Origin of the sequence: Shewanella maritima (genome assembly GCF_043643735.1) — a bacterium.
Lineage (GTDB): Bacteria > Pseudomonadota > Gammaproteobacteria > Enterobacterales > Shewanellaceae > Shewanella > Shewanella maritima_A.
Genome location: NZ_JBHZSM010000004.1, coordinates 21,603 through 45,066 on the forward strand (window position 1 = coordinate 21,603; position 23,464 = coordinate 45,066).

Sequence of the window (23,464 nt, forward strand, 5' to 3'; positions counted from 1 at the left end):
AAAAAGCAGCACAAAGTACTGCTTTAAGAATCGGGTGACTTAACCACCTTACGAGGGGATTCTAACGCTACCTTCCATCAATATACGTGCACTTCGGCTCATACTAACTTTGTTAACCTGCCAATCTCCAGCTGAATTTGATGCACTTGCCCCCACTTTTAACGTGCCGGATGGATGGCCAAATACCACCTCACCTTTTACGTTACTGCCAGCAGCAATATTCACCAGCGTACCTGGAATAACAGCAGCGGTACCAATCGCTACAGCAGCAGTGCCCATCATGGCATGATGCAATTTCCCCATAGATAAGGCCCTAACGGATAAATCTATTTCAGTAGCTGCAATTGATTTACCACTTGAAGTGAGATATTCAGAAGCAGGTGAGACAAACGCAATTTTTGGGGTATGTTGTCTGGCCTTTGCTTGCTCAATATCTGTGATTAGCCCCATTTGTATAGCGCCATAGGCACGGATAGTTTCAAATCGTGCTAATGCTTCTTGATCGTTATTTATAGCATCTTGCAGCTCAGTACCTTGATAGCCAATGTCGTCAGCATTAACGAAAATAGTAGGAATACCCGCGTTTATCATGGTTGCCTTGAATGTCCCTATTCCTGGCACATATAAGTCATCCACTAAATTGCCTGTAGGGAATAAGGCGCCATCACCATCAGCAGGATCAACAAAGTCGACTTTAACTTCTGCAGCAGGAAATGTGACACCATCAAGGACAAAGTCACCTGTTTCTTGCACTTGTCCATCAGTTATCGGCACATGGGCAATAATGGTTTTACTGATATTCACCTGCCAAATTTTCACAACAGCTATGCCATTATGTGGGATCTTATCTGCATCAATTAAGCCATTTTCAATCGCAAACGCACCTACAGCAGCTGTTAAATTACCGCAATTACCACTCCAATCAATAAATGGCTTATCAATAGCAACTTGGCCAAATAGATAATCAACATCATGATCAGCTTTGTCACTCTTATCAAGAATGACGGTTTTACTTGTACTTGATGTAGCTCCGCCCATGCCGTCTGTATGCTTGCCATAAGGGTCAGGACTACCAATCACCCTTAAAAGCGTGTTATCGCGAGCTTCACCCCGAACCTGTGCATCTAAAGGCAAATCTTTAAGATTAAAAAACACCCCTTTGCTGGTGCCACCACGCATATAAGTTGCTGCGATTTTTTTTTGCGGTTTAAAACTCATATATATCCTTATCGTCATTGGCAACAACATACGTTACCAATGACCGACTACGAGTGATGATTAATTGTTTGATGAAGCAAGGAAGTCTTGCGCAAAGCGTTGCAAAATTCCGCCAGCTTCATAAATAGAGACTTCTTCTGCCGTATCCAGTCGGCATTTAACCGGCACTTGGATAGTATCACCGCTGGTTTTATTGATGATTAATGTTAATTCAGCACCCGGCTTACGTTCACCAACCACATCAAATGATTCTGTGCCATCAATCCCATAAGTATGACGGTTTTCACCATTGAGGAATTCAAGTGGCAATACCCCCATACCAACAAGGTTTGTTCGGTGAATACGCTCAAATCCTTCTGCAACAATCACTTCAACCCCGGCTAAACGGACACCTTTAGCAGCCCAATCACGGGATGAACCTTGTCCATAATCTGCACCGGCTATAATAATCAGTGGTTGCTTACGCTCCATATAGGTTTCAATCGCTTCCCACATGCGCGTGACCTGACCTTCTGGTTCAATACGCGCCAGAGAGCCTTGCTTAACTTCGCCATTTTCTTTAACCATTTCATTAAACAGTTTTGGATTGGCAAATGTGGCTCGTTGGGCAGTCAAATGATCGCCTCGGTGAGTCGCATATGAATTGAAATCTTCCTCTGGCAGCCCCATTTTGTCTAAATATGCACCGGCTGCACTATCTAGCAAGATGGCATTTGAAGGCGATAAGTGATCGGTTGTGATATTGTCGCCTAACACAGCCAAGGGACGCATACCTTTCATTGAACGTTCACCAGCTAATGCGCCTTCCCAGTATGGAGGACGTCGAATATAGGTACTTTGTGGTCGCCATTCATATAACGGGTTGTTGTCTTTACCGTATTCAACTTTAATATCAAACATCGGCTCATACACTTTCCTAAACTGTTCTGGTTTAACGCTTTGAGCAATAACAGCATCAATCTCTTCATCTGATGGCCATAGATCTTTGAGTAACACATCATTACCTTGTTGATCTTTGCCTAAGCTGTCTTTCTCGATATCAAAACGAATAGTGCCGGCAATAGCATAAGCCACGACTAGAGGTGGTGATGCTAAAAATGCTTGCTTAGCATAAGGATGAATACGACCATCAAAATTTCGATTACCTGATAGTACTGCCGTGGCATACAAGTCACGATCAATAACCTCTTGCTGAATTTTAGGATCTAAAGCGCCGCTCATGCCATTACATGTTGTACAAGCGAATGCAACGATACCAAAGCCTAGAGCCTCTAGATCGGGCAGTAAATTAGCATCTTCGAGATAAAGTTGAACCGCTTTTGAGCCTGGGGCTAATGACGTTTTCACCCAAGGCTTACGTGTTAATCCTTTACGATTAGCATTTCGTGCAAGTAGGCCTGCAGCAATCACATTGCGAGGGTTTGAAGTATTAGTACAACTGGTAATCGCAGCAATAATACAAGCACCATCAGGCATTTCGCCATCTTTCGCTGCAGGTTTATTACTTGTTGAAATGCCTTGCTGTGCTAAATCAGATGTTGCAACACGTCGGTGTGGATTAGATGGACCTGCAATATTTCGTACAACGGTTGATAAGTCGAACTTTAATACACGCTCATACTCGACTTCAGATAAGTCATCCGCCCATAAGCCCGTCGTTTTAGCATATTGTTCAACTAATTTAACTTGTTTATCATCGCGGCCTGTAATGCGTAAATAATCGATTGTTTTGTCATCGATATAGAACATAGCCGCAGTTGCACCGAACTCTGGTGTCATATTTGAGATGGTTGCTCGATCACCTAAGGTTAAGTCAGCTGCGCCTTCACCAAAGAATTCAAGGTAAGTTGATACGACACGCTCTTTACGTAGGAATTCAGTAATGGCTAAAACAATATCCGTCGCGGTTATGCCGCTTGGGCGCTTACCGACAAGTTCTACACCCACGATATCAGGTAAACGCATGTAAGAAGGACGGCCAAGCATGACACTTTCTGCTTCTAAACCACCGACACCGATGGCAATAACACCAAGTGCATCAACATGTGGGGTATGGCTGTCTGTACCGACTAAAGTGTCAGGAAAAGCGACACCATCGCGAGCTTGGATAACGGGTGACATTTTTTCCAAATTAATCTGATGCATAATGCCGTTGCCGGGCTGAATTACATCAATATTTTTAAATGCCGTTTTAGTCCAATTGATAAAATGGAATCTGTCTTCATTACGTCTATCTTCAATCGCGCGGTTTTTTTCAAACGCATCTTTTTCAAAACCTGCGTGTTCGACAGCTAATGAGTGATCCACAATCAATTGAGTTGGTACTACAGGATTAACTTTTGAAGGGTCACCGCCCTTTTCCGCAATCGCATCACGCAGACCAGCAAGATCAACTAAAGCTGTTTGGCCTAAAATATCATGACAAACAACACGTGCTGGATACCAAGGAAAATCTAGGTCTCGCTTGCGTTCAATTAATTGTTTTAGGCTGTCAGTCAATGTATCAGCAGAGCAACGTCTAACGAGGTTTTCAGCAAGCACTCTGGAGGTATAGGGTAAGGTTTTGTAACTTCCAGGTGCTATGGCTTCTACAGCTTCACGGACATCAAAATAATCAAGATTAGTACCGAGCAAACTCTTACGGTATTGGCTATTCATAACGGTATCTCTTACATCTAAGTGCACAAGGTAGCTGAGCAACACTCTGCACCCTACACGAAAAATACAAAGTGCTTAGCAGCAAATGGTCATACTGCTAAGCTCACTGTTTATTACATCATGAGATGTAACAATTAACGCTGTGCAATAGGCGTGACTTTGCGTGGTTCACTACCCGTGTAATCAGCACTTGGACGAATAATACGATTATTGGCACGCTGCTCCATAACATGAGCTGCCCAACCTGTTAATCGCGAACATACAAAGATAGGAGTGAATAATTTCGTTGGAATGCCCATGAAGTGATATGCCGATGCATGGAAGAAATCTGCATTACAGAAAAGCTTCTTGCTATCCCACATGAACTCTTCACACGCAACAGAAATGTCATAAAGAGAAGTATCACCAAACTCTTGTGCCAATTTTTCTGACCAAGCTTTAATAATCACATTGCGGGGATCTGATTCACGGTAAATAGCATGGCCAAAGCCCATGATTTTTTCTTTACGCGCTAACATACCAGCCATTTGCTCTTTTGCATCTACAGGAGAAGTAAATTTCTGGATCATATCCATTGCTGCTTCGTTTGCACCGCCATGCAATGGGCCGCGAAGTGAACCAATGGCACCAGTGATACATGAGAACATGTCTGATAACGTTGAGGCACAAACACGTGCGGTAAAGGTAGAAGCATTAAACTCATGCTCTGCATACAGGATTAATGACACATCCATGACTTTGCGATGTTGATCAGATGGCGTTTCACCGCGTAGTAATTTTAAGAAGTGCCCACCAATTGAATCTTCATCAGTCACACAATCGATCTCTACACCTTCATGAGAATATTTATACCAATAAACCATGATCGCAGGAAACGCAGCTAATAAACGATTAGCTGCTTTATTTTGCTCAGTAAAATCAATTTCTGGTTCCAAATTACCTAAAAAAGAACAACCCGTACGCATCACATCCATTGGATGTGCATCAGCAGGAATGCGTTGCAGGACTTCTTTCAATGCTTGCGGTAAATCGCGCATAGTATGAAGCTGTGTTTTATAAGCATCGAGTTGTGCACTGTTTGGTAGCTCACCATTGAATAGTAAATATGCGACTTCTTCAAACGTTGCATTGTCGGCTAAGTCAGAGACATCATAACCACAATACGTTAAGCCTGAACCTGACTTACCCACTGTACAAAGGGCTGTCTCACCAGCACTTTGACCACGTAAACCTGCACCACCTAATTTTTTATCTACCATGATTGCGTTCCTATTTTTAAAGTGTTGTCAGGCCCAAGTTCCCTTGGGCGATTGAGTGATTTACTTGTTTTTACCGTCAGCAAATAACTGATCTAATTTCTGTTCATAATCGTGATAACCAAGGTAATCGTATAATTCCATACGGGTTTGCATGGTATCGATAACGGCTTTTTGATCACCATTTGTCAAAATCGAGCTATACACTAATTCAGCCGCTTTATTCATTGCTCTAAATGCGCTTAATGGATACAGCACCATATCGGCGCCCCACTCACCAAGCTGCTCTTTATTCCACAATTCAGTTTGACCAAATTCAGTGATATTCGCCAAAATTGGCACATCTAACGCTTCAGCAAATGCACGGTAGTGCTCTTCTGTTTTAACCGCTTCAGCAAAAATACCGTCAGCACCTGCGGCAACATATGCTTTAGCACGTTCAATTGCGGCTGCTAATCCTTCTTGCGCAAAGGAATCTGTACGCGCCATGATGAAAAAATCTGGGTCAGTGCGTGCATCAACTGCCGCTTTAATACGATCAACCATCTCTTCAGTCGATACGATTTCTTTATTTGGACGATGACCACAACGCTTTTGCGCTACTTGATCTTCCATGTGCACAGCTGCAGCGCCTGCTTTTTCCATATCACGAATTGTTTTGGCAATATTAAAAGCACCGCCCCAACCTGTATCAATATCTACCATTAACGGTAAATCACACGCTGCTGTAATTCGTTGAACATCAACTATCACATCATTAAGCGATGTCATACCAAGGTCAGGTAAACCGTATGAAGCATTTGCAACACCACCACCTGATAAATAAATGGCTTGGTGACCAATTTGTTTAGCCATCATTGCTGAATACGCATTGATGGTGCCAACAATTTGCAATGGTTTGTTTTCTTTTAATGCTTGGCGAAATTTCTTTCCTGCGCTCATAATATGTCCTTGTTTTGAAATATTTATATCGATATTACAGTGTCATTTTTTAAAAGGCCGATTGCACTATTGTTCATTGAGTAAAAGCGATTCAATGTATACACGCTTTGATCAAGCACAATGTTTAGGCTAATTTTTGTTCAATATTGTTTCTTGAGTACATGATGTGTCGTCGCATCAACATTTCAGCAAGTTCGGGATCGCGATTGGTTATCGCTTGTACTATGTGTTTATGTTCATCAAATGCAGTTGAGACTCTTGGACCTGCCATTCCCTGCTGTACGCGATACATTCTGATCAGGTGGTAGATGCCATCTACAAGAAGTGAAATAAGGTGCTGATTTTTGCTGCCAAGAATAATGCGATAATGAAAGTCCACATCACCTGCTTCTTGGTAATAAGACTGGCCTTGTTTTACTTCATCAAAGTGACAATCTAATAATTTGTTGAGATCAGCTATCTCAGGTTCGCTCATGTTAGTTGCCGCTAAACGAGCCGCCATTCCCTCGAGTGACTCACGTACAAGGTATAAATCAATTAAACCTTCATGAGTCAGCGACACAACTCTCGCACCGACATTGGCTTTACGCTCAACGAGGTGGCATGATTCTAAGCGGTTGATTGCTTCACGGATAACAGCACGACTTACCTGATAATTTGTCGACAATTCCGTTTCACTCAACTTGCTTCCAGCTGGAATATCACCTTCAACAATATGATCTCTAATGGCAATAAAAGTCTTATCAGCCGCGGTTATCGGTTTTGAGTTAGCATTCATCATTAAGGAGTCTTTTCTTAATAGTTGTCGACAATATAGCACTAATTTAACAAATGAAAAACTAATTTGGCACTTATTGTCGACAAAATATCTGTGTTCACTTTAAAACCCTTTCAAATTAATGAACTCGCTTTTTACACCATATGCTCATTCGATATATGTATTGCAATTGAATGGTTGAGGATTAACCAACCTGAATGTCTGTATCATTTTGTAAGTCTTGTCGACATTTCACGCAACTATCTGAGTTAATACTCTATTTGTGATGTGTGCTCATGATTTTGTGTAAAAATCCCACTAAAATCTTCTCGCTTCCAAAATAGGAGGCACAAAAATAATAAAGAGGGTCAATAAATGAAATTAGTAAAAACTATCGCAGCCACAGCAATCGGTGTGGCTCTACTTACGGGGTGTAATGATGAGACAAATGTTTATCCGCCTGAAGTCGAACCAACACCGACCAATGTAAGATTCGCAGCATTTAACTTATCTTTTGATAGAAATAACTATGAAGATCTTGTTGCTGAAATGCGGATTAAGCCAGCTGAACAACAAGTATATATGGACAAATGGTTTGACGGTACGTTAACCGAAGAAGAGCTAGCCGTTGCCAAAAAAATCATTCAAATCCGTAATGTTGCCGGTATTATCCAAACTGAGCGTCCTGCTGTATTACAAATGGGTGAGTTTAATAATGAAGGCTTAGGTGAGGATTTTGAAGCCATTCAAGGTTTCCGCCTGAACTATTTATCAGTTCCACAGAAAGCAAATGGTGCCACGTCCGATGGCGACATCATGCTTGAGCCAATTAACTTCAGTTACTTTGAAAACTTTGCGACTAACACTGGTTTGCTAAGTGATTTTGACTTAGACCGTAATGGCGAAATTGCGCTTCCTGGGGATGCATGGGGGTTTGGCTTCTATCATGGTCAATACGCTTTCGGCTTACTTTCCCAGTACCCAATTGATAAAGACAACATCCGTACTTTCCAAAACTTCAAATGGAAAGACATGCCTGGTGAAACTAATCCTACAATTGTCAATTGTGACAGGGATGACATTCCTGAAGGAATGGCATGTGGCGATGAGTGGTATACCGCAGAAGCATGGGCTGAAAAACCAATGTCTTCAAAAAACCATGTTGATGTGCCAGTAATTATTCCTACTGAAGAAGGTAACAAGACTGTACACCTATTGATGTCACACCCTACTCCCCCTATTTTCGATACCCTTACCGAAAATAACAAAATGCTAAACCGGGCAGAAATCAAATTCTGGAATGATTATATTTCTGGAAATGGCGGCTATATTTATGACGACAATGGTGGTAAAGGCGGTATTGTAAACAATGCCTCTTTTGTAATCATGGGTGACTTAAACGCTGATCCAGTAAGTGGTGATGGCTTCTTAGATACCATCAAAGACTTAATGAACAGTCAGCATGTTAACTATGATGCAACCTTCGGTATTCATGCGCCTAAGAGTATCGGTGGACCAGAGTGTCTATCTAATGGTGAATGCCGTGAATCTAATTGGTCTACACCATATCCTGATATGATCACATCTGTATCCGGCTTACGTCTTGACCATGTTATTCCATCTGTCGACTTAAAAGTTATTGATTCAGGTGTATATTGGCCTGCAAGTTTTGAAGATGGCCGTTTATTTATCAATGATGAGCGTGTTGGTGGCGGTACCAGTAAAGATCTGTCTTCAGATCACCGTCTACTTTGGGTTGAAGTTGCACTATAGTCATGTCATTAGCCCTATTAAAATGACTTAGTGATGCTACATAAAGTAAAAAGCCATCATAATCGATGGCTTTTTTATACTAGGTGCAATTACCACATTAAATCGTCAGGAATTTCATAACCTGCGTAAGGATCATCTTCATCACTCACTTGTTCGTTAGATTCAGCAGTTGAAGCATCCCACAGATAACCACACCAATCTGGTACGAGTAAATTCACTCGCTCAGCTAATTTATGAGGGACTAAATAGCTTTTGTCTTCATGACGAACAATACCCAGACTGCCATTTAAAAGTTGCTTTTGTAAATCTTCAGTCAAGTAAACCGAGTGGATTTTGTTCGCTAAAGTATAATTAAATTTAATGTCAGCATCTTTTTCGATACTAATCGCACAACGGGTAAACTCGGTAATTAAACCTCTTACTTGTCCTTTCTCCATTGCTTGTGCGAAACGCTGTTCATTCAATGCTCTGTCTTTCTCAACTTGATGCGCTTTTTGTTGAGCAATTTGCGCTTTTAATGCGGCACTACCATCGTCTACTTTTGCTTTTTTATTACGGCGCTTTTGTGTTTTAACGTCACGCACTTTTTGCTTACTTGCTAGACCAGCTTTAAGTAACTGATCTTGTAATGCATTTGCCATTAGAAATCCTACCTATTTATAAACCATGCTTGGCAGCCATTTTACCTAATTGTGACATTGCTGTGCTAGCACCACCGAGTGACCAACCACCGTCAACAGGTAAAACCACGCCAGTTATATAAGAAGCCATTTCAGAACCTAAAAACAAAGCAGCATTTGCAATATCTTGTTTAGCGCCATTACGCTGTAAAGGTACACTACTGGCTACTTGTGCTTGAAGCTCTTCACTTGGTGCTAAACGATTAAACCCTTCAGTATCTGCAATCGGGCCAGGCACAATTGAGTTGATACGCACACCTTCCATACCCCACTCTATGGCCAATGTACGAGTGAGCATATCTACACCGGCCTTTGCAGCACAAACATGAGCTTGCAACGGCATTGCAATATAAGCCTGAGGCGCTGAGATTTGAATAATATTTGCATTTGGCTTGTTCAATAAGCCATAGGCATTTTTTAACACCTGAAAACTGCCTAAAAGATCGATGTCCATTACTGATTTAAAGCCATTTGAAGATAGTTTGGCAGCACTTGCAGGAAAGTTACCTGCTGCACCACTAACTAAAACATCAATGTATTTGTACTCAGCTTCAACTTGCTCAAAACCAGCAATAACTGCTGATTCATCCCTGACATCAAATGTAAGCCCTAAATGTTTACCATCACAATTTGCCTGTTGTAATTGACTAACAGCATGTTTAACTTTTTCTTCACTACGACTTGCGACCGCAACGTTAGCACCAGCTTCTGCAAAGCTGATGGCTATTTGTAAGTTAATACCTGACGTTCCACCTACTACAACAACGTTCTTATTATGATATGTAAACATAAGCTTTCCTTAGCAATTTTGATTAAGCCTTTAACGAATTGACTATCGAAGTCAGTGCAGCCAAAGGATCTGCTGCTTTAGTAATAGGACGTCCAATCACAAGATAATCAGAGCCAGCGGCAATGGCTTGTGGTGGTGTCATTACGCGGTGTTGATCACCAGCTTCACTGCCAACAGGTCGAATACCAGGCGTAATTAATTTAAAATCTTGACCAAAATTATCTTTCAACAAAATAGCTTCTTGTGCTGAGCAAACTACCCCATCAAGCCCTGCTTGTTGGGTTAATCCCGCTAGACGAAGTACATGTTCTTTAGCCTCTACATTAATTCCCAATAGCGCTAGGTCTTTATCAGACATTGATGTCAAAACTGTTACAGCGATTAATAGAGGCGCATCATTTCCATAAGGTACTAATGCTTTTTTTGCTGCTTGCATCATAGCTAAGCCACCGCTTGCATGGACATTTGTCATCCATACACCAAGCTCCGCTGTCGCGGCTACAGCTTTAGCAACAGTATTTGGTATATCGTGAAATTTTAAATCTAGAAATAAATCAAAGCCGCGTTGATGTATTTGTTTTACTAAATCCGGGCCAAATAAGGTAAACATTTCCTTGCCTACCTTCAAACGACACATTTCAGGATCTAACTTATCGATTAAAGACAAAGCTTCAGTTTGATTATCATAATCTAAAGCAACCAAAATCGACTTATGCGACATAATTTTTTCCTCTGTAAAATATTTATTCACCATCTAATCCCTTTACTCGCTTGATACTGCCCCACTCTTTACAAGAAGGGCAATGCCAATAAAGGCCATGTGATGGAAAGCCACAAGCTGTGCACCTAAAGCTCGGACGAAATTTAATTTGTTGTTCAACTAGTTTACCTAGCATAGCCATACTTTGTTTAGCCTGACCATCTTCTGCTTGGGTGATATGTAAATTCATTAAATGACGGAAGCCTTTCATGGTTGGATGACGGTATAAACTATCCAACATAAGCTTTTCAGCGACACTGTCATTTTCATGGGAGATTTTTGACTCAGCCAGTGCAACAACAACACTGACGCCCGCCCCTGCTTCAATTGCTTTTTGCAGCATTGTCTCATAACCATCGATATCGTTAGTTTCTTCAAATGCTTGTTTAGCATAACTGAGACCATCAGCAAATAAGTCAATATCAGCAGCCAACAATGATGATAAGCTTTTTTTGCAATCGGCAAACTGATGTTGATCCACATAAATCTTAGCTAAAGTTAACCACGCTCTTCCGCAGTTTTTATCTTGCTTGATGGCTTGCTGTAATAATTTAATCTGCTTAGTTTCAACATCAGCTTCATCTGCTAACTGACAGAAGAAATGGGCAGTAGTTGATTTAAGAAGTTGCTGACGTTTTTTAGGAAGTCGTAGAGTAATATCAATGGCGTTTTGCCACTCTTTAGTTATTTGATAAATATTGATTAATTGAGTTTCAGCTTCGTCACTGTGTTCATCTTGATTAACTAGGTTGGTAAATATTTCTTCGGCACGGTCATAAAAGCCAGCGGCCATATAATCTTTACCCAGCTCCATCATTGCGAGGTCGCGTTGTTCAGTAGTAAGGGAGGGTCTCGCTATCAGATTTTGATGGATTTTAATGGAGCGGTCCACTTCTCCACGTTTTCTAAACAGTGAGCCTAATGAAAGGTGAGTATCAATAGTTTCGTCATCGACATCTAACATACTGATAAAAAGATCAACTGCTTTATCTGATTCATTAGACAACAAGAAATTTAACCCAGTAAAATAATCGCGACTGAGTTTTTTGGATTTATGATTCTGACTCAAACGTATACTACGTCGTCCCATATACCAACCATATGCGGCGGCGACGGGTAAGAGTAAAAATAACAACTCAAGCATATTAAGCTGTTTTTTCCTCGATAGCGATTTGTTGCTGATTATCTTGTATCTTGTCTAACTGTTTCTCAGCTTTTCTCAATTTCATTTTCATGCGTAAAATATAAAAAGACGCGAATAACCAACTGATGACAAAACCTGAAAGAAATACCACAGCGAGTACGATAGGTAATCTAAATTCACCTTCAGCAATAAAATAGCTAATTGTAACGACCTGCTCATTTCTAGCACCAAAAATTAGAGCCAACACAAAGCATAAACCTACAATAATGATGGCAAAAAATGATCTCACATTTATCTCCCATTGCACTTCACAATATAATTGATTATCCAAGAATTTTTATCGACTGACCAGCATTGCTTTCGTTTAGATACAAAAAAGCCTCCATTAGGAGGCTTTTTACGCAAATGCTATTTAGTGATTAACAGCATCGACACGTTCACGCAGTTCTTTGCCCGGCTTAAAGTGCGGTACATATTTGCCATCCAGTTCAACTGAAGTACCAGTTTTAGGATTACGGCCAACACGTGGTGCACGATAATGAAGTGAGAAACTACCAAAACCACGGATTTCAATACGATCTCCGCTTTCTAATGTTGTCGCCATTTGCTCTAACATTTCTTTGATTGCGCTTTCCACTTCTTTCGCCGACAGCTGCGACTGCCCAGTGGCGAGTTTTTCGATAAGTTCAGATTTTGTCATCCTAGCTATCCCCTATTATCAAGCCAATTACAGTCGCCTAATAGGGAGTAAAACTCCCTATACATCAGACGATCGTGATTATTTACGAGCCGCTTTAAACGCTTCAGCCATTGCGTTGCTGATTACAGCATCTTCTTGCTTGTTCAATGATGCCATCGCTTCTTTCTGCTCAGCTTCATCTTTCGCACGGATAGATAGGCTGATAGAACGGTTCTTGCGATCAACACCCATGAACTTAGCTTCAACAGCTTCACCCACAGAGAACACAGTAGAAGCATCTTCAATGCGTTCTGCAGAGATGTCAGCTACACGAATGTAACCTTCAACTGTTTCTGCTAGTTCAACAGTAACACCTTTAGCGTCAACTGCTGATACTGTACCAGTTACAATAGTACCTTTCTTCTTATCTGCCAAGTATGCATTGAAAGGATCGTCTTCTGTTTGCTTAACGCCTAAGCTGATACGCTCGCGCTCTGGGTCAACAGAAAGAACTACTGCGTGGATTTCATCACCTTTCTTGTACTCAGATACTGCATCTTCGCCAGTACCATTCCAAGAAATGTCAGATAGGTGAACAAGACCATCGATGCCACCGTCAAGACCAATGAAGATACCAAAGTCAGTGATAGACTTGATCTTACCTGATACTTTGTCGCCTTTGTTGAATTTAGATGCGAAATCATCCCATGGGTTAGTCTTACATTGCTTAAGACCAAGAGAGATACGACGACGCTCTTCATCAATGTCAAGAACTAGAACTTCAACTTCGTCACCTAAGTTAACAACTTTAGATGGGTGGATGTTCTTGTTAGTCCAATCCATTTCAGAAACGTGAACAAGACCTTCAACGCCTTCTTCAATTTCAACGAAACAACCGTAGTCAGTTAGGTTAGTTACGCGACCAGTTAAACGTGTGCTTTCTGGGTAGCGCTTGCTGATTTCTAACCATGGATCTTCGCCAAGTTGCTTAAGACCTAGTGATACGCGAGTACGCTCACGATCGTACTTAAGAACTTTAACGTTGATTTCGTCACCAACATTTACGATTTCAGATGGGTGCTTAACGCGCTTCCAAGCCATATCAGTGATATGTAGAAGACCGTCAACGCCACCTAAGTCTACGAATGCACCGTAGTCAGTAAGGTTCTTAACGATACCTTTAACTGCTTGACCTTCTTGAAGGTTTTCAAGAAGAGCATCACGTTCTGCACTGCTTTCTGATTCGATAACAGCACGACGAGAAACAACAACGTTGTTACGCTTCTGGTCAAGTTTGATTACTTTGAATTCTAATTCTTTGTACTCTAGGTGAGCAGTATCGCGAACTGGGCGAACGTCTACTAGAGAACCTGGTAAGAAAGCGCGGATACCGTTTAATTCAACAGTGAAACCACCTTTAACTTTACCATTGATGACACCGATTACAGTTTCAGCATCTTCGTAAGCTTTTTCTAGAACAATCCAAGCTTCGTGGCGCTTAGCTTTCTCGCGAGATAGTTGAGTTTCACCAAAACCATCTTCAACAGAGTCAAGTGCTACGTCAACTTCGTCGCCAACTTGAATTTCTAAAACGCCTTGTGCATTTTTGAATTCGTCAGCAGAAATTGGGCTTTCAGACTTAAGACCAGCGTCAACTAGTACCATACCGTTTTCAATGGCTACAACAACACCACGTACGATAGAACCAGGACGGAACTCAAGTTCATTTAAAGATTGTTCAAACAGATCAGCAAAAGATTCAGTCATTTTTAAGTTACTTATGTAATAAACCACTATCCATCCTAGATGTGGAGTCGAGTAATATAATTTAGATTGTCCTTAACCTAAATACCTACTGCCAAAGGTTATTTGACAGTAATTAATTTGTTTACATGCTCAAGTACTAACTCAAGCACGCCTTCAATTCCAATACCGGTAGTGTCAATCACTAAGGCATCTTCAGCTGGTTTTAAAGGTGCGGCTGCACGATTCATATCGCGGTCATCACGCTCAATAATTTCAGCTAAAAGGCGGTCGATTTTAACATCGAAGCCCTTGTCCTGCAACTGATTATAGCGTCGTTGCGCTCTTTCTTCAGCTGAGGCAGTCAAGAAAAGTTTGACTGGTGCGTCAGGAAAAACCACTGTTCCCATGTCGCGGCCATCTGCCACTAGACCGGGTTCCGCGCTAAACGCGCGTTGCCTACGCAATAACGCTTCACGTACTCGAGGTAACGAAGCAACTTTAGAAGCTGCATTAGAAACATCTTGAGAACGGATAGCCGTAGTAACGTCTTCACCTTCAAGCACAACTTTAATTCCATCTAAATCTGCGTTTGAGATAAACTTTACGTCTAAGTGAGCTGCAAGCAGTGTAATTGCTTCTTCATTTTCTAATTCAACATCATGATGAATCGCAGCGAGTGCCAGTACCCGATAAATAGCGCCGCTGTCTAATAAATGCCAGCCTAACTTCTGCGCTAATAACTGGCTGATCGTCCCTTTGCCTGCACCGCTTGGACCATCAACGGTGATAATAGGAGCTCGAACAGACATAATTTCCTCCGAAAAAACCATCTTCCATGAAAAACAAAAGGGTTAACCAAAAATAAGCGGCCGCATTGTATAACAAATCAATGTTAAATACTGCGTTTTTTTATTAAGTTAGTCTGGTCGGACAGTTAACTAGCCCAAGTTTGATGTTACTCAACCTTGGGCAGACAACTTATGCAGATAAACGTGCAAATTGATTGAAATAATCAGGGAAAGTTTTAGAAGTACAATCGGGGTCATTTATCGTAATACCACAATCAGCAAATGCCACCATTGAGAAGCACATTGCCATACGATGATCGTTATAAGTATCTATATCTGCAGTATTAATCGTCTCTGGCGGTGTAATTGTAATATAGTCATGACCTTCATCAACCGTTGCGCCCACTTTACGTAATTCAGTTGCCATTGCTGCTAATCTATCCGTCTCTTTTATGCGCCAATTGTATATATTAGTCATGCGAGTAGTGCCTTGGGCAAATAAGGCTGCTGTTGCAATTGTCATTGCCGCATCTGGGATATGATTCATGTCCATATCAATGGCCTGTAATTTAGATTTACGCGCAATGATGTAGTCATCGCCCCATTCTATATCTGCCCCCATCGCAGCTAAGGCATCAGCAAATTTCACATCGCCCTGAATACTCTTTTTACCAACACCAGTGACCTTTACTTCTCCGCCTTGAATCGCGCCGGCAGCAAGGAAGTAAGAAGCTGATGATGCGTCCCCTTCAACCAATAGCCTCCCTGGTGACACATAACGCTGACCTGACTTAATTTCAAAACGTACATAATTATGGTTGATCACTTCAACACCGAATTTGGCCATTAAGGCAATGGTGATATCGATATAAGGTTTAGAGACTAACTCACCTGTGATATTAATGTTCACATCATCTTTAGTTAGGGGGGCAACCATCAATAAAGCTGTTAGAAATTGACTTGATAAATCACCAGCTATATCAACTTCACCGCCATTTAGGCCTGTTGCATTAATGGTTAACGGTGGAAATCCATCATTTTTTAAATAGGTGATATCAGCACCTAACTGACGCAGCGCATCAACGAGATCGCCAATTGGACGCTCTTCCATTCTTGGCTCACCCGTTAGCGTGAATTCACCGCTGCCGAGCGTTAATGCCGCACATAATGGACGCATCGCGGTACCAGCATTACCTAAAAATAGGGTTTGGGCTATTTCACTATTGATTGAGCCATTTAAACCAGTTACATGACATACCGTGTTGTCTTGCTCCAATTGATATTCAACGCCCAACTGCGCTAATGATTTCAGCATATATCGAATATCATCTGAATCTAGAAGATTAGTCAGTGTTGTTTTGCCTTGAGCAAGCGAGGCCAGTAACAGCGCCCGATTAGAAATACTTTTTGAGCCTGGGATATTAATTTCACCATTCATGGTGCTGACGTGAGCAAGTTTTAATTGTTTCATTTAAGATCTTCTATATACGGCATAAGGTATTTTAAATACCTGTGTTTGCAGAAATTTAACCAAACATGCTTGGCAAGATTGGTTGACAACTTTAAAGGTGTAATGGTTGCCTATTACATTACTGATTGTACGCGAGGTTGCAACTGTTAATTAGCTAAAATAAGCCCTTTAAAGCGTTTAATGAAAGAAATTTGATAATCTCTGGTGAAAATTGAGACCTTGAAAAAATCAGAAATTAAATTGTGTCAGGTTTATTTGCCAAAATTGTTTTACCTAACATGACAGTTAATGAAACAACAACTCAATAAAACGTTTATTAGCATGCTATTCCACGTTATTCTCCATATCAACATAACATGTGATAAACGCTAAAAAAGGTAATAAGGAATGTTCAATTCACTCACTGCCCTACCCGCAGATCCTATTTTAGGTCTTTTGACTCAATATAGAGAGGATACACACCCACAAAAAATCGACTTGGGTGTTGGCGTCTATAAAGATCCTGCCGGCCATACTCCGATTCTTGACTGCGTAAAAATAGCAGAGCAGCGTCGATTTGAAACTGAAGATACCAAGGTCTATATAGGGCCAACGGGTTCTGCACAATTTAACCAATTAATGTCAGTACTTGCATTTGGTAAAACACATCCTGCATTACTAGCAGATCGAGTGAGAACGGTATCGACACCTGGTGGTACTGGCGCATTACGTGTTGCAGCTGATTTCATTAAGCGATGCCATCCTGATGCCGTATTGTGGGTGAGCGACCCTACTTGGGCAAATCATACCGGTTTGTTTGAAGCCGCCGGTATCACGGTTAAAACCTACCCTTATTATGACTACGATAATAAGTCATTAAAATTTGATCAAATGATGCAGCAGCTTCAGCAAGTTAATAAAGATGATGTTGTGTTATTACATGCTTGTTGTCATAACCCAAGTGGTATGGATTTAACACCAGCCCAGTGGGATGAAGTTATTGAAGTCACGGTTAAGCAAGGCTTTACTCCGTTGATCGACATGGCTTATCAAGGGTTTGGTGATGGATTAGATGAAGATGCCTACGGTGTAAGGGAGATGGCCAAAGCAGTTGAAAACATGATCCTTTGTAGTTCGTGTTCTAAAAACTTTGGTTTATACCGCGAAAGAATTGGCGCTTGCACTATCTTAGGTTCAGATTCAGCTCAAGCTAATACAGCATTTTCAGTATTACTGTATGTTGTGCGTTGTATTTACTCTATGCCGCCAGCACATGGCGCTGCAATTGTTGAAACCATTTTGGCTGATGACACGTTAAATCAGCAATGGCAACAAGAGCTTGCTGTTATGCGAGACAGAATTAACGGCAATCGTACTATGCTAGTTAATGAGCTACATAAGTTAGGTGTAGATAGAGATTTCAGCTTTATTGCGCAGCAAAAAGGAATGTTTTCTTTCCTCGGTGTCTCATCTGAACAAGTCATGACACTTAAGCATGATCACAGTATTTACATGGTCGATTCAAGCAGGATCAGTATCGCTGGGATCAGCAGTGCGAATGTTGAGTATCTTGCTCATTGCATCGCAAAGGTTATCAAATAAACGGTTATTTCTACCGACACGCTTTCTTTAGCGCTGAATTGAATAATCTGAAGAGTTTGAATATTAAAAAGAGCGCATTTGCGCTCTTTTTGTACATGGCGGGCTTTTATTGATGTTCGTCTGCAAATGCTTGCATGAAATCAACTAAACGTTGTACCCCTGCCAGCGGCATCGCATTATAAATACTGGCGCGCATACCACCGACTACTCTGTGCCCTTTTAATGCTAACAAACCTGCTTGTTCAGCTTGTGCTAAAAATTGCTTATCTAATTTATCATCCACAAGCTTAAAAGTGACGTTCATATTGGAGCGAAATGACTTCTTAACACTGTTTGTATAGAAAGGGTTACTATCAATACATTGATAGAGTAATTCAGCCTTTTGTTGATTTACTTTCGCAACATGCTCAACGCCACCTAATGCTTTTAGCCATTTAAAGACTTCTGCTGCCAAATACCAAGCAAACGTTGGCGGTGTATTAAACATAGAGTCATTTTCAGCTGCTATTGCATAATCCATGACAGAAGATTGAGGTAATTTCGGTAAGGTGAGCATGTCATCACGTACAATGACAATTGATAAACCTGATGGACCGATATTTTTCTGTGCGCCGGCATAAATTACAGCGAATTTACTCACATCAATTTGACGGGACATGATGGTTGAAGACATATCCGCTATTACAGGCCATGGGCTAGTGATGCTATCGAATATCTCGATGCCATCAACCGTCTCGTTTGGACAGTAATGCACATAACGGTATTGTGATTTCTCGCCTGTTAACTCAGGTATGTTAACGTCTACAGACTCACCATTGCGTTGTGTAATCAATAACTCATCAATTGCAGACTCACCGACTAACTTTCGTGCCTCTTTTACTGCACTACTAGACCATTGGCCAGAAGTCAGATATAAAGCACGACCATTATCACCTAAAAAATTAGTGACAATATTGGTGAATTGAGCGCGACCACCACCATGCATAAATAACACTTGGTAATTTTCAGGGATCTGCATTAACTCACGTAAGTCGAGCTCAGCTTGCTTGGCTAAATAAATAAATGCTTTGCTACGATGGCTTATTTCCATCACAGAAACACCAAGGCCATTCCAATCAACTAATTCCTGTTGCGCTTTTTGCATAACAGCTGCAGGTAACATTGCTGGCCCCGCACAGAAATTAAACTTCTCCACCACAAATGACTCCTTTACATATTGATTGCATTGACCAAGCTACATACTAAGTATTTCAAAGTAACTTTAATAGCCTTTTACGCTTTCCAACATGAATAATTTTGAACAAAAAAAAAGAGTGCCAATTGGCACTCTTCATTTCATCACAACTGAGGTTTATTCTGGATCTGACTCAGTATTCTCAGTAGAAGCTGATTCAGCTTGAGTTTGCTCTTCTGCAGCATCTAATTCTGCTTCTAGAGTTTCATCAGCTTGAATTTCTTCAATACGTTGCAAGCCAACTACTTTCTCATCATCAGCGGTTCTAATAATGGTCACACCTTGTGTATTACGACCAATTTTAGAAACACCATCAGCTGGCGTTCTTACTAAGGTACCTTTATCACTGATCAACATGATTTCGTCATTCCCGCCAACTTGTACAGCGCCAACAACTGAACCATTACGGTCACTTACCTTAATCGAAACAACACCTTTAGTACCACGGCTCTTCGCTGGGTACTCAGAAAGTTCAGTACGCTTACCGTAACCATTTTCTGTTACCGTTAGGATTGCACCTTCTTCTTTCGGAATGATCATCGAAACGACTTTTTGACCATCTTCAAGCTTGATACCGCGAACACCAGTGGCTGTACGACCCATTGCACGAATAGCAATGAGCTCTTCGCCAGTTTCAGGATCTTTCTTAATTTCACCGGTTTCTGAATCACGCACTTTCTCGTTGAAACGAACGACTTTACCTTCGTTAGAGAACAACATGATGTCATTACTACCATCGGTAATATCGACACCAATTAGTTGGTCATCGTCTTTCAAATTAACTGCAATAATGCCGTTTGCACGAGGGTTACTGTAAGCCGTTAGTGCTGTTTTCTTCACTGTACCGTGAGATGTTGCCATCACAATGTATTTATCATCTGCATACTCACGTACAGGCAGAATAGCGGTAATTCGCTCGCCATCAGACAATGGTAATAAATTAATGATTGGACGACCACGCGCGGTACGGCTGGCTAATGGTAATTGATAGACTTTTAACCAGTACATCTTACCGAAATCAGAGAAGCACAAGATAGTGTCATGGGTATTGGCAACTAATAGTTTTTCGACAAAATCTTCATCTTTTACTTTCGTTGCGGCTTTACCTTTACCACCACGTCGTTGAGCTTGGTAGTCAGTCAAAGGCTGGTACTTGGCATAACCCATATGAGACAAGGTCACAACCACATCTTCTTCGTTAATAAGATCTTCAAGACTCATATCAACTTCATTTTGGTTGATCACCGTGCGGCGCTCATCACCATATTGTTCAAGAATTTCTTTTAACTCTTCTTTAATGACTTCCATTAAACGTTCAGGGCTACGAAGAATGAACAGTAGACCCGCAATGAACTCAAGTAGCTCTTCATATTCAGCTAAGATCTTCTCGTGCTCAAGGCCGGTTAAACGATGTAAGCGAAGCTCTAGGATCGCCTGAGCTTGTTGCTCAGTAAGATAATACTGACCGTCACGGATACCATATTCAGGCTCTAACCATTCTGGACGAGCGGCATCATCACCGGCTTTTTCAAGCATGCCTTGCACATTACCGAGTGCCCAACCTTGAGCGACTAGTTTCTCTTTCGCTTCAGCAGGGGTTGGTGATGCTTTGATCAAAGCAATCACAGGATCAATATTGGCTAATGCAATCGCTAACGCTTCAAGAATATGCGCACGTTCACGAGCTTTGCGTAATTCAAAAACGGTACGTCGTGTTACAACTTCACGGCGGTGTAAAATGAAACACTCAAGCATTTCTTTCAGGTTAAACAACTTAGGTTGACCGTTAGTCAGCGCAACCATGTTGATACCAAATGAACACTGCAATTGCGTTTGTGCGTATAAGTTGTTCAGTACAACTTCACCTACTTCACCACGTTTGATTTCAATAACGATACGCATTCCGTCTTTATCAGACTCATCGCGTAAGCCACTAATACCTTCAATGCGCTTGTCTTTAACTAGCTCAGCAATTTTTTCAATTAAACGAGCTTTGTTAACCTGATATGGGATCTCAGTAACAATAATTCTCTCGCGGCCATTTTCTTCTTCTACATCTGCTTTGGCACGCATTACCGCACGGCCACGACCCGTGTTGTAAGCATCAATAATACCTTTACGACCATTAATGGTTGCAGCAGTTGGGAAGTCTGGCCCTGGGATGTACTCCATTAGTTGTTCAATGGATAAGCTAGGCTCTTCAATAAGCGCTAAACAGCCATTAACAACTTCAGTTAGGTTATGTGGCGGAATGTTCGTCGCCATACCTACCGCGATACCAGATGCACCATTGACTAATAAATTTGGAATACGTGTCGGTAACACGGCAGGAATGTGTTCTGTACCATCATAGTTAGGTACATAGTCAACGGTTTCTTTTTCTAAATCAGCTAATAGTGAGTGCGCTAACTTCTCCATACGGATTTCGGTATAACGCATTGCTGCCGCTGAATCACCATCTACAGAACCAAAGTTACCCTGGCCGTCGACAAGTGTGTAGCGTAAAGAGAAAGGCTGCGCCATACGTACGATCGTGTCATAAACAGCTGAGTCACCATGTGGGTGATATTTACCGATTACGTCACCAACAACACGAGCGGATTTTTTATATGGTTTGTTCCAATCGTTTTTAAGTTCATTCATCGCAAATAACACACGACGGTGAACTGGCTTAAGGCCGTCACGAACATCTGGTAATGCACGACCAACGATTACACTCATTGCGTAATCAAGGTACGAATTTTTGAGTTCGTCTTCGATGTTAATTGGCGAAATAGATGATGCCAGATCAGTCATAAACTGCTCGTTCCTCTAAAATTAGCCTGCTGCAAATAGTCCATATTACAGCTGAGCTTTTAAACGTGATTTGGCATTCTAACACAGATAATTTTTGTCGCTAGAGTAAACCCTATGCAATTCAAATTTAACTGCCAATTTATTAGATTTATTGGAAATTTTTATTTTTATGAAGCTTGCTCGCTATCAATATTTAATAAGGGAAACATAATATGGTTAGCAAATAATCATCAGATGCAAAATCATTGTTCAATTTATCACCGCCAGCTATAAAAAATTATTACTATCGCCTTCTTAAAGGTTGAAACCATTTCCCCGTCCAAGATTGATTAAAAAATAGCAAACTGACACGGCAATTCAAAAACGCTATTTTTATTCAAATGGATATCGTTATAATGACATAAATTATCCTGTTTGACCTAGGTGCTGTAATGTCACAAGAATCTAATCAAGCTCAAAATGTTGACCCTCAAGAAATTGCTAAATTTGAAGCAATGGCCGAAAGTTGGTGGGATCCAAATGGCGATTTTAAACCACTGCATCAACTCAACCCGTTAAGACTTAATTATATCGATAGAACTGCCGGCGGTATTTTCGAAAAACAAGTCCTAGACGTGGGCTGTGGTGGGGGGATTTTATCTGAAAGCATGGCGAAAATAGGGGCTAAGGTCACTGGCCTTGATATGGGTGAAGAACCATTAGAAGTCGCCAAACTACATGCCTTAGAGACTGGTGTCACTGTGGAATATGTTAGAACTACAGCTGAAGAACACCGAGATAGCCACTCAGAATATTATGATGTGGTAACTTGCATGGAAATGTTAGAGCATGTGCCTGATCCGCAATCTGTTATTCAAGCTTGCTGCGATATGGTCAAACCGGATGGGTATGTTTTTTTCTCAACCATTAATCGCAATATCATGTCATTCATACAAACCATTGTTGGTGCTGAATACTTATTAAAGATGTTACCGGTTGGTACTCACGAGCATAGCAAGTTTATTAAACCATCAGAGCTTATCTCATTGGTTGATAACACAGACTTAATCTGTAAAGACGCCCTCGGGATAACTTATAACCCGGTATCAGGTGTGTTCAAGTACACAGATAATGTCGATGTAAACTATATGATTGCCACACGAAAAGTAGATTAACTGTTTGAGCCCTTTCATTAGGGCTTTTTTGTGCCTG

The 23,464-nt window shown here is 41.1% G+C and carries 19 protein-coding genes; 3 read left to right on the forward strand and 16 right to left on the reverse strand.

All coding sequences use genetic code 11. The features are described from left to right. Nucleotides 1-48: 48 nt before the first annotated feature. From prpF to ACHUGF_RS06050, 5 genes are all read right to left on the reverse strand, one after another. Entirely contained in the window at nt 49-1,218 is a 1,170-nt protein-coding gene (gene prpF / locus ACHUGF_RS06030) for a 2-methylaconitate cis-trans isomerase PrpF (protein ID WP_394129890.1), read from the reverse strand. 60 nt (nt 1,219-1,278) lie between these two features. Beyond that, on the reverse strand, nt 1,279-3,876 hold the full coding sequence (gene acnD, locus ACHUGF_RS06035; RefSeq protein WP_394129891.1) for a Fe/S-dependent 2-methylisocitrate dehydratase AcnD: 2,598 nt from the start codon (nt 3,874-3,876) through the stop codon (nt 1,279-1,281). A gap of 134 nt (nt 3,877-4,010) precedes the next feature. Next, nucleotides 4,011-5,135, reverse strand: coding sequence for a bifunctional 2-methylcitrate synthase/citrate synthase (prpC, locus tag ACHUGF_RS06040; protein ID WP_394129892.1), 1,125 nt, complete (start codon nt 5,133-5,135; stop codon nt 4,011-4,013). Nucleotides 5,136-5,195: 60 nt separating this feature from the next. Beyond that, entirely contained in the window at nt 5,196-6,074 is an 879-nt protein-coding gene (gene prpB / locus ACHUGF_RS06045) for a methylisocitrate lyase (protein WP_394129893.1), read from the reverse strand. Nucleotides 6,075-6,198: 124 nt separating this feature from the next. Then, a complete protein-coding gene (locus ACHUGF_RS06050; protein WP_394129894.1) occupies nt 6,199-6,855 on the reverse strand; it encodes a GntR family transcriptional regulator in 657 nt (218 codons plus the stop codon). A 351-nt stretch (nt 6,856-7,206) separates the two neighbouring features. Between ACHUGF_RS06050 and ACHUGF_RS06055 the strand changes: the two genes are divergently transcribed. Beyond that, nucleotides 7,207-8,604, forward strand: coding sequence for an endonuclease/exonuclease/phosphatase family protein (locus ACHUGF_RS06055; protein ID WP_394129895.1), 1,398 nt, complete (start codon nt 7,207-7,209; stop codon nt 8,602-8,604). Between the two features lie 89 nt (nt 8,605-8,693). Here ACHUGF_RS06055 and ACHUGF_RS06060 read toward each other — a convergent pair whose 3' ends face one another. The 9 genes from ACHUGF_RS06060 to aroA all read right to left on the reverse strand — a co-directional run bounded on the left by ACHUGF_RS06060 (nt 8,694) and on the right by aroA (nt 16,662). After that, nucleotides 8,694-9,245, reverse strand: a complete 552-nt coding sequence (locus ACHUGF_RS06060; RefSeq protein WP_394129896.1) for a DUF2058 domain-containing protein — start codon at nt 9,243-9,245, stop codon at nt 8,694-8,696. A 16-nt stretch (nt 9,246-9,261) separates the two neighbouring features. Continuing rightward, entirely contained in the window at nt 9,262-10,074 is an 813-nt protein-coding gene (locus ACHUGF_RS06065; protein ID WP_394129897.1) for an SDR family oxidoreductase, read from the reverse strand. Between the two features lie 22 nt (nt 10,075-10,096). After that, nucleotides 10,097-10,795 (reverse strand): orotidine-5'-phosphate decarboxylase, encoded by a 699-nt coding sequence (gene pyrF / locus ACHUGF_RS06070; RefSeq protein WP_394129898.1) that lies wholly within the window; start codon nt 10,793-10,795, stop codon nt 10,097-10,099. Between the two features lie 22 nt (nt 10,796-10,817). Then, complete coding sequence (lapB, locus tag ACHUGF_RS06075) at nt 10,818-11,978, reverse strand: lipopolysaccharide assembly protein LapB (RefSeq protein ID WP_394129899.1); 1,161 nt, start codon at nt 11,976-11,978, stop codon at nt 10,818-10,820. Between the two features lies 1 nt (nt 11,979). Next, nucleotides 11,980-12,267 carry a LapA family protein gene (locus tag ACHUGF_RS06080; protein ID WP_394129900.1) on the reverse strand — a complete coding sequence of 96 codons (288 nt, stop codon included), beginning with the start codon at nt 12,265-12,267 and terminating at the stop codon, nt 11,980-11,982. Nucleotides 12,268-12,390: 123 nt separating this feature from the next. After that, nucleotides 12,391-12,678, reverse strand: a complete 288-nt coding sequence (gene ihfB, locus ACHUGF_RS06085; RefSeq protein ID WP_394129901.1) for an integration host factor subunit beta — start codon at nt 12,676-12,678, stop codon at nt 12,391-12,393. A 78-nt stretch (nt 12,679-12,756) separates the two neighbouring features. Beyond that, nucleotides 12,757-14,424: a 30S ribosomal protein S1 gene (rpsA, locus tag ACHUGF_RS06090; protein ID WP_394129902.1), complete on the reverse strand. Its 1,668-nt coding sequence runs from the start codon at nt 14,422-14,424 to the stop codon at nt 12,757-12,759. 98 nt (nt 14,425-14,522) lie between these two features. Beyond that, nucleotides 14,523-15,212, reverse strand: a complete 690-nt coding sequence (cmk, locus tag ACHUGF_RS06095; RefSeq protein ID WP_394129903.1) for a (d)CMP kinase — start codon at nt 15,210-15,212, stop codon at nt 14,523-14,525. 169 nt (nt 15,213-15,381) lie between these two features. After that, nucleotides 15,382-16,662, reverse strand: a complete 1,281-nt coding sequence (gene aroA / locus ACHUGF_RS06100; RefSeq protein WP_394129904.1) for a 3-phosphoshikimate 1-carboxyvinyltransferase — start codon at nt 16,660-16,662, stop codon at nt 15,382-15,384. 387 nt (nt 16,663-17,049) lie between these two features. Here aroA and ACHUGF_RS06105 point away from each other — a divergent pair, with 387 nt between their 5' ends. Beyond that, on the forward strand, nt 17,050-18,243 hold the full coding sequence (locus tag ACHUGF_RS06105) for an amino acid aminotransferase (protein WP_394129905.1): 1,194 nt from the start codon (nt 17,050-17,052) through the stop codon (nt 18,241-18,243). Nucleotides 18,244-18,349: 106 nt separating this feature from the next. Here the strand turns inward: ACHUGF_RS06105 and serC are convergent, their stop codons facing one another. Both serC and gyrA read right to left on the reverse strand, forming a co-directional pair. After that, nucleotides 18,350-19,405 carry a 3-phosphoserine/phosphohydroxythreonine transaminase gene (gene serC / locus ACHUGF_RS06110; RefSeq protein WP_394130128.1) on the reverse strand — a complete coding sequence of 352 codons (1,056 nt, stop codon included), beginning with the start codon at nt 19,403-19,405 and terminating at the stop codon, nt 18,350-18,352. Between the two features lie 189 nt (nt 19,406-19,594). Beyond that, nucleotides 19,595-22,273 carry a DNA gyrase subunit A gene (gyrA, locus tag ACHUGF_RS06115; protein WP_394129906.1) on the reverse strand — a complete coding sequence of 893 codons (2,679 nt, stop codon included), beginning with the start codon at nt 22,271-22,273 and terminating at the stop codon, nt 19,595-19,597. A gap of 431 nt (nt 22,274-22,704) precedes the next feature. Between gyrA and ubiG the strand changes: the two genes are divergently transcribed. Beyond that, entirely contained in the window at nt 22,705-23,427 is a 723-nt protein-coding gene (gene ubiG / locus ACHUGF_RS06120) for a bifunctional 2-polyprenyl-6-hydroxyphenol methylase/3-demethylubiquinol 3-O-methyltransferase UbiG (RefSeq protein WP_394129907.1), read from the forward strand. The last annotated feature ends 37 nt before the right edge of the window (nt 23,428-23,464 follow it).

Excerpts from the sequence above, each read along its gene's own strand:
- serC (WP_394130128.1), bottom strand. The coding sequence starts at position 19,405 with ATGTTACCTGCAGCTGTTATGCAAAAAGCGCAACAGGAATTAGTTGAT.
- gyrA (WP_394129906.1), bottom strand. The coding sequence starts at position 22,273 with ATGACTGATCTGGCATCATCTATTTCGCCAATTAACATCGAAGACGAA.
- lapB (WP_394129899.1), bottom strand. The coding sequence starts at position 11,978 with ATGCTTGAGTTGTTATTTTTACTCTTACCCGTCGCCGCCGCATATGGT.
- ubiG (WP_394129907.1), top strand. The coding sequence starts at position 22,705 with ATGTCACAAGAATCTAATCAAGCTCAAAATGTTGACCCTCAAGAAATT.
- rpsA (WP_394129902.1), bottom strand. The coding sequence starts at position 14,424 with ATGACTGAATCTTTTGCTGATCTGTTTGAACAATCTTTAAATGAACTT.
- acnD (WP_394129891.1), bottom strand. The coding sequence starts at position 3,876 with ATGAATAGCCAATACCGTAAGAGTTTGCTCGGTACTAATCTTGATTAT.
- ihfB (WP_394129901.1), bottom strand. The coding sequence starts at position 12,678 with ATGACAAAATCTGAACTTATCGAAAAACTCGCCACTGGGCAGTCGCAG.
- ACHUGF_RS06105 (WP_394129905.1), top strand. The coding sequence starts at position 17,050 with ATGTTCAATTCACTCACTGCCCTACCCGCAGATCCTATTTTAGGTCTT.
- pyrF (WP_394129898.1), bottom strand. The coding sequence starts at position 10,795 with ATGTCGCATAAGTCGATTTTGGTTGCTTTAGATTATGATAATCAAACT.
- prpF (WP_394129890.1), bottom strand. The coding sequence starts at position 1,218 with ATGAGTTTTAAACCGCAAAAAAAAATCGCAGCAACTTATATGCGTGGT.
- prpC (WP_394129892.1), bottom strand. The coding sequence starts at position 5,135 with ATGGTAGATAAAAAATTAGGTGGTGCAGGTTTACGTGGTCAAAGTGCT.
- ACHUGF_RS06055 (WP_394129895.1), top strand. The coding sequence starts at position 7,207 with ATGAAATTAGTAAAAACTATCGCAGCCACAGCAATCGGTGTGGCTCTA.
- ACHUGF_RS06060 (WP_394129896.1), bottom strand. The coding sequence starts at position 9,245 with ATGGCAAATGCATTACAAGATCAGTTACTTAAAGCTGGTCTAGCAAGT.
- cmk (WP_394129903.1), bottom strand. The coding sequence starts at position 15,212 with ATGTCTGTTCGAGCTCCTATTATCACCGTTGATGGTCCAAGCGGTGCA.
- ACHUGF_RS06065 (WP_394129897.1), bottom strand. The coding sequence starts at position 10,074 with ATGTTTACATATCATAATAAGAACGTTGTTGTAGTAGGTGGAACGTCA.
- prpB (WP_394129893.1), bottom strand. The coding sequence starts at position 6,074 with ATGAGCGCAGGAAAGAAATTTCGCCAAGCATTAAAAGAAAACAAACCA.
- aroA (WP_394129904.1), bottom strand. The coding sequence starts at position 16,662 with ATGAAACAATTAAAACTTGCTCACGTCAGCACCATGAATGGTGAAATT.
- ACHUGF_RS06050 (WP_394129894.1), bottom strand. The coding sequence starts at position 6,855 with ATGATGAATGCTAACTCAAAACCGATAACCGCGGCTGATAAGACTTTT.